At 71.4% G+C, this 13,357-nt stretch carries 13 protein-coding genes; 10 read left to right on the forward strand and 3 right to left on the reverse strand.

The features are described 5' to 3' along the window. The first annotated feature begins 18 nt into the window (after positions 1–18). The 5 genes from OG974_RS23945 to OG974_RS23965 all read left to right on the forward strand — a co-directional run bounded on the left by OG974_RS23945 (position 19) and on the right by OG974_RS23965 (position 3,555). On the forward strand, positions 19–849 hold the full coding sequence (locus tag OG974_RS23945) for a phosphatase (RefSeq protein WP_327284728.1): 831 nt from the start codon (positions 19–21) through the stop codon (positions 847–849). 115 nt (positions 850–964) lie between these two features. Continuing rightward, positions 965–1,174: a helix-turn-helix domain-containing protein gene (locus OG974_RS23950; RefSeq protein ID WP_159044166.1), complete on the forward strand. Its 210-nt coding sequence runs from the start codon at positions 965–967 to the stop codon at positions 1,172–1,174. A 121-nt stretch (positions 1,175–1,295) separates the two neighbouring features. Next, the gene (locus OG974_RS23955; RefSeq protein WP_003948845.1) at positions 1,296–1,394 is read left to right on the forward strand and encodes a 30S ribosomal protein bS22; all 99 of its coding nucleotides are present in this window, start codon (positions 1,296–1,298) and stop codon (positions 1,392–1,394) included. A 92-nt stretch (positions 1,395–1,486) separates the two neighbouring features. Then, positions 1,487–2,566 (forward strand): NAD-dependent epimerase/dehydratase family protein, encoded by a 1,080-nt coding sequence (locus OG974_RS23960; protein ID WP_327284729.1) that lies wholly within the window; start codon positions 1,487–1,489, stop codon positions 2,564–2,566. Next, positions 2,566–3,555, forward strand: a complete 990-nt coding sequence (locus OG974_RS23965; RefSeq protein WP_327284730.1) for a lysophospholipid acyltransferase family protein — start codon at positions 2,566–2,568, stop codon at positions 3,553–3,555. The genes OG974_RS23960 and OG974_RS23965 overlap by 1 nt, the downstream gene beginning before the upstream one ends. A gap of 61 nt (positions 3,556–3,616) precedes the next feature. On the opposite strand, the gene OG974_RS23970 is transcribed toward OG974_RS23965, so the two are convergent. From OG974_RS23970 to OG974_RS23980, 3 genes are all read right to left on the reverse strand, one after another. Continuing rightward, positions 3,617–4,813: a DUF5667 domain-containing protein gene (locus tag OG974_RS23970; RefSeq protein WP_328763342.1), complete on the reverse strand. Its 1,197-nt coding sequence runs from the start codon at positions 4,811–4,813 to the stop codon at positions 3,617–3,619. Between the two features lie 289 nt (positions 4,814–5,102). Further along, positions 5,103–5,918 (reverse strand): ECF subfamily RNA polymerase sigma factor, BldN family, encoded by an 816-nt coding sequence (locus tag OG974_RS23975; RefSeq protein ID WP_327284732.1) that lies wholly within the window; start codon positions 5,916–5,918, stop codon positions 5,103–5,105. Between the two features lie 395 nt (positions 5,919–6,313). Further along, the gene (locus tag OG974_RS23980) at positions 6,314–7,297 is read right to left on the reverse strand and encodes an HAD-IB family hydrolase (RefSeq protein WP_327284733.1); all 984 of its coding nucleotides are present in this window, start codon (positions 7,295–7,297) and stop codon (positions 6,314–6,316) included. A gap of 107 nt (positions 7,298–7,404) precedes the next feature. Between OG974_RS23980 and OG974_RS23985 the strand changes: the two genes are divergently transcribed. The 5 genes from OG974_RS23985 to OG974_RS24005 all read left to right on the forward strand — a co-directional run bounded on the left by OG974_RS23985 (position 7,405) and on the right by OG974_RS24005 (position 13,203). Continuing rightward, positions 7,405–7,683: a glutaredoxin family protein gene (locus OG974_RS23985; RefSeq protein ID WP_053790970.1), complete on the forward strand. Its 279-nt coding sequence runs from the start codon at positions 7,405–7,407 to the stop codon at positions 7,681–7,683. A gap of 273 nt (positions 7,684–7,956) precedes the next feature. Continuing rightward, on the forward strand, positions 7,957–8,817 hold the full coding sequence (locus OG974_RS23990) for a redox-sensing transcriptional repressor Rex (RefSeq protein ID WP_327284734.1): 861 nt from the start codon (positions 7,957–7,959) through the stop codon (positions 8,815–8,817). Beyond that, entirely contained in the window at positions 8,814–10,565 is a 1,752-nt protein-coding gene (locus OG974_RS23995) for a glutamyl-tRNA reductase (protein ID WP_327284735.1), read from the forward strand. The genes OG974_RS23990 and OG974_RS23995 overlap by 4 nt, the downstream gene beginning before the upstream one ends. Then, on the forward strand, positions 10,562–11,530 hold the full coding sequence (gene hemC / locus OG974_RS24000; protein ID WP_327284736.1) for a hydroxymethylbilane synthase: 969 nt from the start codon (positions 10,562–10,564) through the stop codon (positions 11,528–11,530). The genes OG974_RS23995 and hemC overlap by 4 nt, the downstream gene beginning before the upstream one ends. Then, entirely contained in the window at positions 11,527–13,203 is a 1,677-nt protein-coding gene (locus OG974_RS24005) for a bifunctional uroporphyrinogen-III C-methyltransferase/uroporphyrinogen-III synthase (protein WP_327284737.1), read from the forward strand. The genes hemC and OG974_RS24005 overlap by 4 nt, the downstream gene beginning before the upstream one ends. Positions 13,204–13,357: the final 154 nt, after the last annotated feature.

The following is a 13,357-nucleotide window of genomic DNA, read 5'->3' on the forward strand; positions in this document are numbered from 1 at the left end:
GTGCGGCAGCATCGGAGGGTGTTGAGCACCGGCGCGTTGCGTGCGCATCTGCTGGCCGCCCGGTTGGCCGGGCCCGTCGCCACCTCGCGGGAGGAGAGCCTGCGCAGCTACCGGCTGTTCGCCGCGCGGGATCCTCGGGTGCTGCTGGGGCTGGATCCGGAGTGGGGCTGGGGCGAGGGTGACCTGCTGGGGCTGATGGCGGAGAAGTGCGGGGTCTCGGCGGATCCTGCGCACGTCAGAGGGCCGGACGTGATCGATCCGGAGCGGACGTTGGCGGGGTTGGAGGCGTTCGCGGAGCGATTGCGGGAGGCGGCCGGGGCGCGGTCGCCCGTGATGTTCGGGACGGGGCATCCGCACCGTCTCCTGGAGTTCTACGCCAGTTTGGCGCGGTCCCTGTCGGCGGCGGGATGTGATGTGCTCACCCCGGCGAAGGGGGCCGATGTCGACATGGCGACCCGGTTCGGCGTACGCAGGCACAGCATCGATTACGTACGGGGAGTCGCGTTGGTGCGGGAACCCGGCGCGCGCCCTCCCGGGAGTGCCACCGGCGCGCACACCCATTCGCCCCTGCCGGTTCGGATCGCGCTCGGGGCGCTCGCGGAGGCCGGAGGGCCGTTGCCGGAATTGGTGGTGGGGGATCACGGGTGGGTCTGCGGCGCAGGTCAGCTCGGTGTGGAGGCGATCGGGCTGGCGGATACGGACGACCCGGCTCTGTTCGTCGGCGAGGCTGAGGGGCGCGTGGCGGCGGTCGTTCCGCTTGATGACGCGGTGCACGCGGACTACTACAGACCGCTCATTCGGTATGTACTCGATCGGGCGAGACTGCCGGGTGCGCAGGAGTGGCCGTAGCTCCTCTTCCCCACTCGTATCACACGCCCCTACTCTGGGGAGTGAGCGTGCGACGACGAGGAGTAACCGGAGGGGAAGCCGGTGCCCCGTCATGCGCGGAAGGTCAAGGTGTGTCATGGCTGCTGGCGAGAGGCCTCTTATCGAGGTTGCGTTCCTGACCGTGGCGGAGGTCGCCTCGGTGATGCGAGTGTCGAAGATGACCGTGTACCGCCTGGTGCACAACGGCCATCTGCCCGCAATCCGGGTGGGCCGGTCCTTCCGGGTCCCCGAGAACGCGGTTCACGAGTACCTCCGAGACTCCTACGTGGGGGTGGAGACGGCTTGAGATTGACCCGCGGTGTCCCTCGGATTACAAGCTCGGAGCTCGGGCGGGTAGGCTAGGCCGACGTAGGTCGTGTGGGCCCAGACGCCCCGCACCAGTGAAGAAGAAGTGAGCGAGGGTAGTCGTGGGCTCTGTTATCAAGAAGCGGCGCAAGCGGATGGCCAAGAAGAAGCACCGCAAGCTGCTCAAGCGCACCCGCGTCCAGCGCCGTAACAAGAAGTAAACGGCAGCTGTACGTGTTCTCCGCAGCCCCTCCACCATTCTGGTGGAGGGGCTGCGGTGTAGCCGGGGGACGACGAGGAAGGCGCTGAGCTCGTGGGGAAGGTCGTGCTCGTTACCGGGGCAGCCCGGCAGCTGGGGGGCCGCTTCGTGCGGCGCGTCCAGCGTGATCCTGAGGTCGATCGGGTCATCGCGGTCGACGCGGTGGCGCCGGCGCACCGGCTGGGGTCGGCGGAGTTCGTCCGTACGGACATCAGGCAGTCGTCCATCGCCCGGGTGCTCGCCGAGCACGCCGTGGACACGGTGGTCCACCTCGCCGTGACCGGGAGCGGGGCGGGTCCGGGCGGCGCGGGAAGTGCCGTCAAGGAGACCAACGTCATCGGGACGATGCAGCTTCTGGGGGCCTGCCAGAAGTCGCCGACGGTACGGCGGCTGGTGGTGAAGTCGAGCACGTACGTATACGGCGGCGCATCGCGGGATCCGGCCGTTTTCACGGAGACCACCCAATCCAAGTCGCTGCCGGCGGGCGGCTTCGCGAAGGACGCCGTCGAGGTCGAGTCGTACGTACGGGGCTTCGCGCGCAGGCGGCCCGACGTGGCGGTGTGCGTGCTGCGCTTCGCGAACATCCTGGGACCGTACGCGGACTCCGCGCTCGCCGAGTACTTCTCGATGCCCGTGATGCCGACGGTGCTGGGGTACGACCCGCGGCTGCAGTTCGTCCACGAGGACGACGTGCTGGACGTGTTGCGGCTGGCGGCCGGGGAGCCCCAGCCCGGGACGCTGAACAGCGGTACGTTCAACATCGCGGGCGACGGGGTGCTGCTGCTGTCGCAGTGCGCGCGCCGGCTGGGGCGGCCGACCGTGCCGCTGCTACTGCCCGCGGTGACATGGGTGGGGTCGGCGCTGCGGGCGGTGGGAGTCACCGATTTCTCGCCGGAGCAGATCAGACTCCTCACGCACGGGCGCGTCGTGGAGACGTCCCAGATGCGGGAGGTGCTGGGATTCAAGCCGATGTACACGACCGCCGAGGCCTTCGCCGACTTCGCGCGCAGCCGCGGGAACGGGCTGCTGCCGCCGGAGCGCGTCGGGCAGGCTGTCGACCGGGTCGCGTCCGTGCTGAACGTGGACGGCCCGGACGTCGGGGTTGTCGGAGCCGATGAGGGAGCGCAGCGATAGTGGCGGACGCCAAGGTCATTCCGTTCGACGAGGACCGGCCGCGCCGGCGGGGCGCCGCGACCCGGAGAGTACGGGCGGTGCCCGCTCCGGAGCCGGTGGTGGACGCCGTGGAGCCGGCCGTGCCGCAGCCCCCCGTGGAGTCCGGCGGGGCCGCTTGGGACCGCAAGATCGCCGGCGGCCTGGCGTTCCTCAGGCGGCGGGTCACCGGGGACTACGAGGTCGACGAGTTCGGCTACGACGAGGAGCTGACGGACCAGGTCCTGATGTCCTTGATGCGGCCGCTGTTCGACAAGTACTTCCGGGTCGAGGTCAAGGGCATCGAGAACATCCCGGCCGAGGGCGGGGCGCTGATCGTGGCGAACCACTCCGGGACGCTGCCGCTGGACGGGCTGATGATGCAAGTGGCGGTCCACGACCACCACCCGGCTCAGCGGCACCTGCGACTGCTGGCGGCGGACCTGGTGTTCATGCTGCCGGTGGTGAACGAGCTGGCGCGCAAGGCCGGGCACACGCTGGCGTGCTCGGAGGACGCGCAGCGGCTCCTGGAGGCCGGGGAACTGGTCGGGGTGATGCCGGAGGGCTTCAAGGGGATAGGGAAGCCGTTCGGAGACCGGTACAAGCTCCAGCGGTTCGGGCGCGGCGGGTTCGTGTCGACGGCGCTGCGGGCGGGGACACCGATCGTGCCGTGCTCGATCGTGGGCGCGGAGGAGATCTACCCGATGGTCGGCAACGCCAAGACGGTGGCGCGGCTGCTGGGGATCCCGTACTTCCCGATCACGCCGACGTTCCCGTGGCTGGGGCCGTTGGGTGCGGTGCCGTTGCCGACGAAGTGGACGATCCAGTTCGGCGAGCCGATCGCGACGGACGGGTATCCGCCGGAGGCGGCGGAGGACCCGATGCTGATGTTCAACCTGACGGACGAGGTCCGCGAACAGATCCAGCACACGCTGTACAAACTGCTGGTGCAGCGCCGGTCCGTGTTCTTCTGAGCCGTTCCAATGCGTAGGCCCCCAGCCCCGGTCGGGGCCGGGGGCCTACGGCTGTCCCGTGTTACTCGGCGTCCTCCGCCTTGAGGCCCAGGCCCGGGAGGAGACCCGGGAGGAGGGGCGGCAGGGTGATGTCCGGCTGTACGTGCTCCGGGGAGGACGAGGGAGCCGGGCTGCTCTGGCCCGCGGGCGGGTGGAGGAGGTCGCCCGCGCCGCCCAGGAGGCCACCGGGGGCGGGTGAGGGCTTGCCGGCGGTGGTCGCGGGCGGGGTCGGGCTGGCCGAGGGCGCGCCCGCCGCCGGTGCGGACTGGTGCTGTCCGGCCGGAGCGCTCGGCTTGGCAGGGGCACCGGAGCCGCGGGCCTGCTCCGGGGGTTTCGGGAGCATGCTCTGCAGGGGCGCCACGTCATCGTCTATGGCCTGGAAGACCGACTCGACTTCCCCGCCCACATCGGTGAGCTGCGCCGGGAGCTTGTCCCGGAGCCGGCCCCACGCGTCGCGGTGGGAGCGGGAGAAGGACGACAGTGCCTGGATCGGGCCGAGCGAGCCGTCCCGTTGGTAGGCCGCCTGGAGGAGCCGGTGGCCCTCCGCCGCGTCGTGCTTCATGCCCGCGAGGGCCCGGCGGATCTCGCCGAGCGACTCGTGGTCCAGTACGCCCGTCCGGCCGCGCTCCATCAGCCTGCGGGCTTCCGACAGGCGGTTGGAGGCCTGGTCGAGGTAGAGCTCGCCCCGGTCCGCGTCCTCGTCGGCCATCCCGAGCTTCAGGTCCTCCATGCCCCGTTTGATCGGGTAGAGGGAGTCACCGGGGAGGGCGTCGGTGCTGGCAGCGGCCACGCCGCTGAAGGCCCCCGCGGCCACACCCACGGTGAGGCCGCCCGCTGCGATGCCCTTGGACCAGCGGGAGCGGGGCCGCAATTTCCGGAGCGAGGTCGCCCGGTGGGCGCCGCGGCCGGTCCGCTGCTCGGGCACTTGAGGGTCCGAGGCGGCACCGCCCCCGGCCCTCTCTTCCATCACCATCGCCTCCATGGCGGCCACGAGCTGGGCTCGTTGCACCACTTTGACCTCGGGGTCCAGCACCGGGCGCGGCATTCTTTCGCCGAACGCGCTCGCCAGGGCCAACAACCGGTCGTGGTCGGCAGGTTCGGCAGGTGCCTCGGACTGCTCGGCCGCCGGGTCCGGTTCCGAAAGGTCGGATGGGTTCCGATCCTCCAGGGCCTGGGCGAAGGCGTTCGCCCGCCGGTGCGGAGTCACGTTCGCGATCACTGGCGGCACCTCCTCTCGTCATGACGATCGACTCCCCAAGGTGTCCGGAAGGTTGCCTGCCTTGAGCACATCCACACTTTCGAGTGAGCGGCTTCGGGCAGGGCGTGTCCACAGGGAGCCTGCATCCCGCACAACGAGCGGCGCGGCACTTGGGTTACGGACGAAGGATGATCGGACCACAGCGTCATCGGGGGGTCACCGGTTGTGTGGATTGTCAGGAGGGTCGGAAGGCGTGGGGGGTGGGGCTGGGGGAGGCGCCCGGTGGCGGTGTTCCGGGGCCGGGAGCAGGTCAGCGGGCGTCGTCCGGGAGCAGGCGGGCCAGGGTGCGGACCGCCCGGTACTGGAGCGTTTTGATGGCGCCCTCGTTCTTGCCCATCACGCGGGCGGTCTCGGCGACCGACAGGCCCTGGAGGAACCGTAGGGTCACGCACTCCTGCTGCTGGGGATTGAGCTTGCGTACGGCTTCCAGCAGGGCGGCGTTGGAGAGGGACTCCAGGACCGAGTCTTCGGGGGATCGTTCCACCTCGTTCGCGTCCAGCATTTCGCCCGTGGTCACTTCGAGGCGGAAGCGGCTGGACTTGAAGTGGTCCGCGACCAGGTTGCGGGCGATCGTCACGAGCCAGGCGCCGAAGTCGCGGCCCTGCCAGGTGAAGGTGGAGATGCGGCGCAGCGCGCGCAGGAAGGTCTCACTGGTGAGGTCTTCCGCGGTCGCTTTGCCGCCGACGCGGTAGTAGATGTAGCGGTAGACCGTGTCGCTGTACTGGTCGTACAGCCGGCCGAAGGCCTCGGCCTCACCGGCCTGGGCGCGTTCGACCAGGTCCATCATGCGGGCCTGGTCGCTGTCCGCGGTGGGGCGGCGGGCGGCGGGCGCGCTCGTTCCGGTGGCCGCGCCGCCGCCTCCTCCCGCGCGACCGCGTCTGCCCACCGTTGCTCCGCCGTCGGTCAGGGCATAGCAAGGACCGGCCGGGCCGAGGCCGGCAGGGACCGCGGCGGCGAAGGCGGGAACGGCGTACGCGGTGGGGACGAAGCTGCCGCGCAGGTGGTCGAGGACCGTTGCGCGCAGCGTAGCCAGGCCCGAGGCGTCAACCCCGACAGGTGGGTACACGGGACTCCCAGAGGCAGAGCTTCCATCACGTGCAGTGCGGGACCGTTCACCCGTCGTGGCGACAGATGGGCGGTGGCATGCGTCTGAGGAGAATAACGCTTCGTACAGGCAGCACTACACCCAGTTGCTCAAATCACCGATTCCGACGCTTCCGTTGCGTGTCCAAGGCATATTCAGTCGCAATTGGTGATCGGTTCTTGATCGGTTGGACGCGCGGAATGGACGCTTCCACGCTGGCTCGCGACCGAGTCGGGCATGCGGGAGTGGCGCGTGGGGCGCGGGGGTAGAGGTGGGGGAATGCCGTGGCGCAGCGGCCGACGGCGCACGGGAAGCCGCCCCGCGGGCCGCTGGGCGGCTTCTGCGCAGGCAGCGGGCGGGTGGTGGGGTGCGGGGCCCTACTTGCGGCGGCGGTGCAGGGCGATCGCGGCGGCCGCGCCGCCCGCGATCGCGCCGACCCCGGCGGCTGCGGGGACGCCGACCTTCACGGCCTTGCGGCCGGTCCGATAGTCGCGCAGCCGCCAGTCGTGTGCCCGGGCGTGCTTGCGCAGTTTTGTGTCGGGATTGATCGCGTACGGATGCCCGACCAGTGACAGCATCGGAATGTCGTTGTGCGAATCGGAGTACGCGGCGCAGTGTTCGAGGTCGAGGCCCTCGGCGATGGCCAGGGCGCGGACCGCCTCGGCCTTCGCGGGTCCGTGCAGCGGCTCGCCGACGAGGCGGCCGGTGTAGATGCCGTCGACGGACTCGGCGACCGTGCCGAGGGCCCCGGTCAGGCCCAGCCGGCGGGCGATGATCGTGGCGGTCTCCACGGGCGCGGCCGTGACGAGCCAGACCTTTTGGCCGGCGTCGAGGTGGGCCTGGGCCAGGGCGCGGGTGCCCGGCCAGATCCGCTCGGCCATGTACTCGTCGTAGATCTCCTCGCCGATCGCCATGAGTTCGCAGACCTTGTGGCCCTTGACGATGGAGAGGGCGCTGTCGCGGGCGTCCTGCATGTGTTCGGGGTCCTCGACCCCGGCGAGCCGGAACCAGGCCTGCTGCCAGGCGAAGCGGGCGAGTTCGCGGCGGTGGAAGAACTCCCGCTTGTAGAGGCCGCGGCCGAAGTGGAAGATCGCGGCGCCCTGCATGACGGTGTTGTCGAGGTCGAAGAAGGCCGCGGCGAGGTCGTCACCGGCGACGGGGAACTCGGGCTCGGCCGGTTCCGCTTCCTCGGCCGCCCGCGCGGCGGCCTGCTCGACCTCATCGGGCTCGGCCGGTGGTCCGGCGTCCGCCTCGTGGGCCTGCGCGGTCTTGCGGGCGGCCTCGGCCGAGGCCTCGCCTGCCAGCACGCTCCGCGCGGTTGCGGAGCGCCTACGGGGGGTGAGCCATCCCAGAGCGGCCATGACGCGAGCATAGCCATTGTGTTCGGGAGTTCCCGAACCGATGGGGTGCCGGGGGCGTGAACTCTTCGGTGCGGTGGTGTTACGCGGCGGCGCGGGAGAATGGGGACATGAGCCCTTTGCTGCGTCGTAAGGAAAAGAAGCGGCCCGGCGAGCGGTTGGTCACGCTCATCGGGAAGCCGGGGTGCCATCTGTGTGATGACGCCCAGGAAGTGATCGAGAAGGTCTGCGCGGAAGTCGGAGCGCAGTGGGAGAAGAAGGACATCTCGCAGGACGCGGAGCTGTACCGGCTGCACTGGGAGCAGATCCCGGTGGTGCTGGTGGACGGTGAACAGCACACCTTCTGGAGGGTGAACCCGGACCGGCTGCGGCGGGCATTGGAGGGCTGACCCTCCGGCCGGTTACCATCATGGGCGATTTGTGGGGTCTCGGGGGCGTATCGATGAGGAGTGTGTACCGTTTTGCCCCCCTCGGGATTTGAACGGGTTCGGCGTGTTGTGGGTTCCCGTCCCGCGTGCCCGGACCGCGTGACCCCGGTCACTTTGCTCGGACAAAGCGGACACAATCTTTGTGCACGCGTTCACAAAGACATAGCCTGCATTCGACGGGGCGGTCTTGGGACAAGTGACCGCCTGCAGCCCCGCTCATCCCGCAGGAGCATCGTGGCAACTGGCCGAACACACCGACCGGCGACCCGCAGCCGAGGTATTCCCGAGGCCACTGTCGCCCGGCTTCCGCTGTACTTGCGCGCACTCACCGCGCTCTCCGAGCGATCGGTGCCCACGGTGTCCTCTGAGGAGCTCGCCGCGGCTGCCGGAGTCAACTCCGCCAAGCTCCGCAAAGACTTCTCCTACCTGGGCTCGTACGGCACCCGCGGCGTGGGCTACGACGTCGAGTACCTCGTCTACCAGATCTCCCGCGAACTCGGCCTGACCCAGGACTGGCCCGTCGTGATCGTCGGCATCGGTAACCTCGGCGCGGCCCTCGCCAACTACGGCGGCTTCTCCGCGCGCGGATTCCGCGTCGCGGCGCTCATCGACGCCGACCCCGCGATGGCCGGCAAGCCGGTCGCGGGCATGCCGGTGCAGCACACCGATGACCTTGAGAAGATCATCGAGGAGAACGGCGTCTCGATCGGCGTCATCGCGACCCCGGCGGGTGCGGCCCAGCAGGTGAGCGAGCGGCTGATCGCCGCCGGTGTCACCTCCATCCTGAACTTCGCGCCGACCGTGCTGTCCGTGCCGGACGGTGTCGACGTGCGCAAGGTCGACCTGTCGATCGAGCTCCAGATCCTGGCGTTCCACGAGCAGCGCAAGGCCGGCGAGGAAGCGGCGGCCGGCGCCGGCTCCGCTTCCCCCGTCTCCGCCGCGGCCGGTGACGAGGACGCCGCCGAGGCGGCCCCCGCCACCGGTGGTTCCGGTGCGGCCCCGGCCGCCGCCGTCGAGCCGCCCGCCGGGCGCACCACCGCCGTCGCACGCAAGAACGGCCCCGAGGGCGAGGTTCCGGCGGTGATGCCGGCATGAGTCTGCTCGTCGTAGGGCTGAGCCACCGCAGTGCGCCGGTGAGCGTGCTCGAACGCGCCTCCCTGTCGGCCGACGCCAAGGTCAAGCTGCTGCACGACACCCTCGCCGCGGAGCCGGCGACGGAGGCGACGGTGCTCGCCACGTGCAACCGGATCGAGCTGTACGCGGACGTGGACAAGTTCCACGCCGGTGTGGCCGAGCTGTCGACCCTGCTCGCGCAGCACAGCGGCGTGGCGCTGGAGGAGCTCACCCCGTACCTCTACGTCCACTACGAGGACCGGGCCGTCCACCACCTGTTCTCGGTGGCGTGCGGACTGGATTCGATGGTGATCGGCGAGGGCCAGATCCTCGGGCAGATCAAGGACGCGCTGGCGCTGGGGCAGGAGCTCCACACCGCCGGCCGGCTGATCAACGACCTGTTCCAGCAGGCGCTGCGCGTCGGCAAGCGGGCGCACTCCGAGACCGGTATCGACCGGGCCGGGCAGTCGCTGGTGACCTTCGGGCTCGAACAGCTGACCGCCGGGCGCGAGCCGGTGGACGTCTGGGCCAAGGACAAGCGGGCCCTGGTGATCGGCGCCGGCTCGATGTCCTCGCTGTCCGCCGCCACGCTGGCGCGGATCGGTGTCGCCGAGATCGTCGTGGCGAACCGCACCGCCGAGCGGGCGGACCGTTTGGCCGAAATTCTGGTTGCCTCAGGCACTGGGGTGGCCGCGCGCGCCGTTCCGATGGCCTCGGTGGTCGACGAGCTGACACGAGTCGACATCGTCGTGTCCTGCACGGGGGCCACCGGGCTGGTGCTGACCGGCGACGACGTGGCCGCGGCCCTGGCGCAGGGCCCCTCGGGCCTGGCGCCCCTTGCCCCCGCCGTGCTCCCGGCCCCTGCGCCGCCGGCGCCCGCGAAGCCGGCAGGCGCCGGACTGGGCCCGGCCGACGCCGACGTCCTGGCCCGGCTCGTCGCCGCGGCCGAGGCCGGGGTGCGCCTCGCCGACGGGGGCGTGGCGCGGACCATCACGCCCGGGGCGGACCGCGACGGGTGCCCCGTCGACGTGCCGGCCGGCGACGGACGGGCCGCCCTCACCGGAGTCGACGCCAACTCCCTCGAACTGCACGGCACATGGGCCGACCAAGGTGAAGCGGCCGCACAGCGGCAGCCCCGCAAGGGCGCCCGCAGCCAGGTCGACGTGGCGCCGGTACGGCTGGCCCTGCTGGACCTGGCCATGCCGCGCGACATCGACGCCGCCGTGCACCGCATCCCGGGCGTGCGGCTCGTCGACATCGAATCGCTCGCCGAGGCTTCGGCCGACGCGCCGATGGCGGCCGACGTGGACGCCGTACGCGGGATCGTCGCCGAAGAGGTCGCCGCCTTCGGGGCCGCTCAGCGCGCCGCGCACATCACGCCGACCGTCGTCGCCCTGCGGGCGATGGCCGCCGAGGTCGTGGCCATGGAAGTGGCACGGCTCGACGGGCGGCTCCCGGACTTGGACGAACGACAGCGGGCCGAGGTCACCCAGACCGTGCGCCGTGTCGTCGACAAGCTCCTCCACGCGCCGACCGTGCGCGTCAAGCAGCTCGCCAGCGAGCCCGGCGGCGCCGGGTACGCCGAGGCGCTGCGCGAACTCTTCGACCTCGACCCGCAGACGGTGGCCTCCGTCAGCCGGGCCGACGCGGCCGGTCAGGCCGGACAGGTCGATCAGGCGGGACAGGCCGACAAGGCTGACAAGAACGACGACTCAGGACGGGCATCATGAATCCACGTCTCGACCAGCCCCTCCGGCTCGGCACGCGGCGAAGCAAGCTGGCCATGTCCCAGTCCGGCCATGTCGCCGACGCGGTACGGGCGATCACCGGCCGGCCCGTCGAGCTCGTGGAGATCACGACCTACGGTGACGTGTCGCGCGAGCACCTCGCGCAGATCGGCGGCACCGGCGTGTTCGTCACCGCGCTGCGCGACGCGCTGCTGCGCGGCGAGGTGGACTTCGCCGTCCACTCGCTGAAGGACCTGCCGACCGCGCAGCCCGAGGAGCTCGTGATCGCGGCCATGCCGTTGCGCGAGGACCCGCGCGACGCGCTCGTCGCCCGCGACGGCCTGACCTTCGAGCAGCTGCCCGACGGCGCCCGCATCGGTACCGGTTCGCCGCGCCGCACGGCGCAGCTGAACCACTACGCGCGCAGCCTCGGCAAGCGCATCGAGACCGTCGCCATCCGGGGGAACGTCGACACCCGGATCGGTTTCGTGCGCGACGGCGAGCTGGATGCCGTCGTCCTCGCCGCCGCCGGGCTCAACCGGATCGGCCGCGGTGACGAAGCCACCGACCTGCTGTCCGTGGACTGCGTGCTGCCGGCTCCGGGCCAGGGTGCCCTGGCCGTGGAGTGCCTCGCGTCCGACGCGGAGCTCATCGCTTCGCTCGGCAAGCTCGACGACCCGCACACCCGGGCCGCCGTGACCGCCGAGCGTTCCCTGCTCGCCGCCCTGGAGGCCGGTTGTAGCGCACCTGTGGGTGCGCTCGCCGATCTGCTGGCCGACGGCCAGGTTGTCAATGAAATGCGCCTGCGCGGCGTCGTCGGAACCCTCGACGGCTCGACGCTGGTGCAGCTGTCCACCACCGGTCCCGTGCCCCAGTCGTATGACGAGGCCATGGCGCTCGGCCGCGAACTCGCGGACGAGATGCTGGCCAAGGGCGCGGCCGGTCTGATGGGGGAGCGATCGCTTTGAACCCCTCACGTCCGACCACCTCCGCTTGTCCGGTCGTCGCCGCCCACGGGCACGTCACCTTCCTCGGTGCCGGCCCCGGTGACCCGGGTCTGCTGACGCTCCGCGCCGTCGAGGCGCTCGCGGCCGCGGACGTACTGATCGCGGAGCCCGAGGTTCTTGAGGTCGTACGCACGCATGCGCGCGCGGGAGTGGACACGCCGCAGCTGACGATTGCTGACGAAGTGTCAGCAGCCGCCGGTGTCCCGGTGATCCGGGACGCGGCCAATCTTGTCATGGAGGCCGCGCGCTCCGGCAGGCGGGTCGTCCGTGCCGTCACCGGCGACCCCGGACTCGACGGCGACGCGGCCGAGGAGATGCTCGCCTGCGCCACCGGCGGGATCCCCTTCGAGGTGGTCCCCGGGGTCGCGACCGCCGTCGGCGTGCCCGCGTACGCCGGTGTACCGCTTCGCGGCGGCCGGGGCGACGAAGGCACGGACGTGCGCTTCGTCGACGCGCGCAACGCCTCCGCGCGCTGCTGGAGCGAGGTCGGCGCCAGCGACGGCACCCTCGTCGTGTCCGCGACGCTGGAGACCGTGGCGAGCGCTGCCGCCGAGCTGGTGTCCGCCGGGCGTAAGCCCGACACCCCGCTCACGGTGACCGTCGCCGGTACGACGACGCGCCAGCGGACCTGGAACGCCACCCTCGGGACCATCGCCCAGGTCTTCAAGCAGGGCAAGGTGCTCCCGTCGCCCGAGGGCGCCCGGCCGGTCATAGCCGTGGTCGGTGAGCGGGGCGCCGCCGCGCGGCGCGAGGAGCTGGCCTGGTTCGAGTCGAAGCCGCTGTTCGGCTGGCGGGTCCTCGTACCGCGTACGAAGGAGCAGGCCGCTTCGCTCTCCGACCAACTGCGTTCGTACGGCGCGGTGCCGCACGAGGTGCCGACCATCGCCGTGGAGCCGCCGCGCACCCCGCAGCAGATGGAGCGCGCGGTCAAGGGCCTGGTGACGGGCCGCTACGAGTGGATCGCCTTCACCAGCGTCAACGCGGTCAAGGCCGTCCGCGAGAAGTTCGAGGAGTACGGGCTCGACGCCCGGGCCTTCGCGGGCATCAAGGTCGCAGCCGTCGGCGAGCAGACCGCCGCCGCGCTCGTCGAGTTCGGCGTCAAGCCGGACCTGGTGCCGAGCGGCGAGCAGTCCGCGGCCGGACTGCTGGAGGACTGGCCGCCGTACGACCCGGTCTTCGACCCGATCGACCGCGTCTTCCTGCCGCGCGCCGACATCGCGACCGAGACGTTGGTCGCGGGCCTGATAGAGCTCGGGTGGGAGGTCGACGACGTCACCGCCTACCGGACCGTGCGCGCGTCGCCGCCGCCGGCCGACACGCGCGAGGCGATCAAGGGCGGCGGCTTCGACGCCGTTCTCTTCACGTCGTCCTCGACGGTGCGCAACCTCGTCGGCATCGCCGGCAAGCCGCACAACGTGACCGTCATCGCCTGCATCGGGCCGGCCACCGCCAAGACGGCGGAGGAACACGGCCTGCGGGTCGACGTCCTGTCGCCGGAGCCGAGCGTCAGCAAGTTGGCCGAGGCGCTGGCCGAGTACGGCGCGGCGCGCCGCGACGCGGCCAAGGAGGCGGGCGAGTCGGTGTCCCGCCCGAGCGAACGCCGCCCGGGCGCACGCCGGCGCCGTACGACCTGACCGGTGGGCAGAGCCTGACCAGGGCCCGGACGCAGCCGCGTCCGGGCCCTGTGCCGTTCCGGCTCCGCCTCGTACCCGTCCCCGGTTCCGTGCACGGCGGGCCCGGCCCGGAGCGGCCGGGGGCACGGCCTACGCTGGATCCCGACTGTTCTCG

It is taken from the genome of Streptomyces sp. NBC_00597 (assembly GCF_041431095.1).
Taxonomy (GTDB): domain Bacteria; phylum Actinomycetota; class Actinomycetes; order Streptomycetales; family Streptomycetaceae; genus Streptomyces.